The sequence below is a fragment of the Streptomyces sp. NPDC054840 genome (genome assembly GCF_053611065.1).
The window spans coordinates 1-2,351 of sequence record NZ_JBSGZP010000909.1 but is presented as its reverse complement, the minus strand read 5'-3'; the positions used below and the strand labels follow the sequence as shown (position 1 = coordinate 2,351).

The window sequence follows — 2,351 nt, the reverse complement described above, 5'->3', positions numbered from 1 at the left end:
GCGAGCAGCAGCCGCAGCGCGAAGGCGAGGCGGCGTCGCCGGTCGGCGCCGAGCAGTCGGCCGACGATCAGGTCCCCCAGGAGCATGCCCGCCGAAGCGGCGGCGAGGAGGGTTCCCGCCCGGCCGGGGTCGTAGGAGAGGAACAGGGCCTCGCAGCCGACGATCAGGCCGTTCGGCACCCACAGGTTCAGCAGCAGCGTCCGGCGGCCGGGGTCGGCGAACAGCTCGGCGTTCGTCGTCCAGGTCCTGCGCAGCCCGGGTCGGCGGGTGAGCCGGATCGAGTGTTCCCGGACGGTGGTGGCCACCACCGCCGTCCCGAGGGCGGTCAGGGCCGCGGCGACGGCGAAGACCCCGTACGGGCTCAGGTACCGCAGCAGTACGGCGCCGACCGCGTAGCCGGTGATCACCATGCCGCCGGAGGTGATGTTCATCAGCGAACGGGCGGGCGCATAGGCGGAGCTGGGCACAACCTCGGCGAGCAGCCCCAGTCTGGTGCCGGTGCCCAGGGACTGGAAGAAACCCAGCGTCAGCAGCAGAGCGAACCGGGCCGCGAGCGGCAGCCCCGGAACCGCCTGGGCGGCGATGCCCACCAGCGAGGCGAGTTGGAGCAGGAGGAGGGTCCGGCGGGGCCGTTTCCCGTCCGCGACGGACATCAGCGTCAGCGCGCCGAACACCGTCGCGAACGTGGCGCCGTACATGCTCACGGCCGTCAGGAACGGCGAACCGGTCCGGTGGTTGACCAGCGTGCCGAGCGCGAAGCCGGACAACGTGCTCGCGGCGACGGTGAGGGTGAAGCTGAGGTAGAGGCCGCTGAACTCCTTGTTGCGGAGCAGGACGCGGTAGCCGGTGGTGGTGGTCGGAGGTACGGCAGGACCGGTGGGCCGGTGTGAAGGCATGAAAAAAGCCTCCGGACACATGCACGGGGCACGCACGCCGAAGGCCGACGGGGTCATTCTAGCAGTCCTACCAGGCCAGTTGACGGACACTTGGGATCGCGTGAGCCCTGCCGGAAGCGTATTACCGCAGCGTAGGCGTGTGATCAGGGACTCACGGTCTTGGCCGCAGGCGCTGCGCACGGTAGCGTCACGGCGACATTTCCACATAGCGACGACGGCGAGACGGAAGTCCGGTGTGAATCCGGCATGGTCGCGCCACTGTGTGCTGCGGCGGCATCTCCACGATGGCGACGCGGCGAGTCAGACCCGAGGACCGTCGTCCTGCACCACCGTATGGGACGCGTTGTTCCCCGAGGAGGTTCCATCATGGCCGAGGCTCTCGCTTCCGCTGCCGTATCCACCCCCGTCGGCTCCCTGTCGGCTCCGCTGCCTGTGCGCGCGGTGCTGCCCTGGGCGCTCTTCGCCGGTCTCCTGATGCTCGTCGCCCTGTACTTCGTCGGTGCCGAACAGGGCGCCACGGCCGTGTTCGCCGGTGAAGGCGTGCACGAGTGGGTGCACGACGGTCGTCACCTGCTCGGCTTCCCCTGCCACTGAGAGGCCAGCACATGTACGCCTCCACTGTCAGAGGACTGCTGGTCCGCGGCATGCTCGCGGGCCTGATCGCGGGGCTGTTCGCCTTCGCGGTCGCCTACGTGGTCGGTGAGCCGCCGGTGCGGGGGTCCATCGCCGTGGAAGAGGCCAAGGCCGCCCAGGACGCCGCGGGCGCCCCGAGCGCGCACGCCGGGCACGGCGGTGACGCCGCGTCGGGTGAGGCCGCGGAGGAGGAAGAACTGGTCAGCCGACCGGTTCAGTCGACCCTTGGCCTCGCCACCGGTGTTCTGGTCTACGGGGTCGCGCTGGGCGGCATCGCCTCGCTCGCGTTCTCGTTCGCCCTCGGCCGCGTAGGCGGGTTCAGTCCGCGGGCCACGGCGGCGCTCACCGCGGCGGGTGCCTTCGCCACGGTCTACCTGGTGCCGTTCCTGAAGTACCCGGCCACCCCGCCGGCGGTCGGCAACCCGGACACGATCGGTCAGCGCACCACGCTGTTCTTCCTGATGATCCTGCTCAGCGTGCTGCTCGGCATCGGCGCGATCATCCTCGGGCGGCGGCTGGCACCCCGCCTGGGCAACTGGAACGCGACGCTGACGGCGAGCGCCGGCTTCATCGGCGCCACCGCCCTGGCGTTCGTGTTCCTGCCGGACAACAGCGACGCCGTCCAGCCCGGTTTCCCCGCCGCCCTGCTGTGGGAGTTCCGGGTCGCCTCGCTGGCCGTCCAGCTCGTCCTGTGGGCCGTGTTCGCCGTCGTCTTCGGGGTCCTCGCCCAGCGGCTCCTGGCCGCGCGCACCGAGGGCGCGGAAGCGTCGGCTCCGGCTCAGCGGGAGGCATCCGCGCTCGGCTGACGCCGACCGTGACGCC

At 71.0% G+C, this 2,351-nt stretch carries 3 protein-coding genes; 2 read left to right on the top strand and 1 reads right to left on the bottom strand.

Going from position 1 to position 2,351, the window contains the following annotated elements; all coding sequences use genetic code 11:
• A partial coding sequence (locus ACWGIU_RS35825; protein WP_453712268.1) for a hypothetical protein occupies positions 1–896 on the bottom strand: 896 nt, incomplete at its 3' end.
• Between the two features lie 366 nt (positions 897–1,262).
• On the opposite strand from ACWGIU_RS35825, the gene ACWGIU_RS35820 reads away from it, so the two are divergent.
• Together ACWGIU_RS35820 and ACWGIU_RS35815 are read left to right on the top strand one after the other, a co-directional pair.
• Entirely contained in the window at positions 1,263–1,490 is a 228-nt protein-coding gene (locus tag ACWGIU_RS35820; protein ID WP_453712267.1) for a CbtB domain-containing protein, read from the top strand.
• Positions 1,491–1,501: 11 nt separating this feature from the next.
• Positions 1,502–2,335 (top strand): CbtA family protein, encoded by an 834-nt coding sequence (locus ACWGIU_RS35815; RefSeq protein WP_453712266.1) that lies wholly within the window; start codon positions 1,502–1,504, stop codon positions 2,333–2,335.
• The last annotated feature ends 16 nt before the right edge of the window (positions 2,336–2,351 follow it).

What these genes read in the sequence shown, in the direction of transcription:
- ACWGIU_RS35815 (WP_453712266.1), top strand. Translation starts at nt 1,502, where the DNA reads ATGTACGCCTCCACTGTCAGAGGACTGCTGGTCCGCGGCATGCTCGCG.
- ACWGIU_RS35820 (WP_453712267.1), top strand. Translation starts at nt 1,263, where the DNA reads ATGGCCGAGGCTCTCGCTTCCGCTGCCGTATCCACCCCCGTCGGCTCC.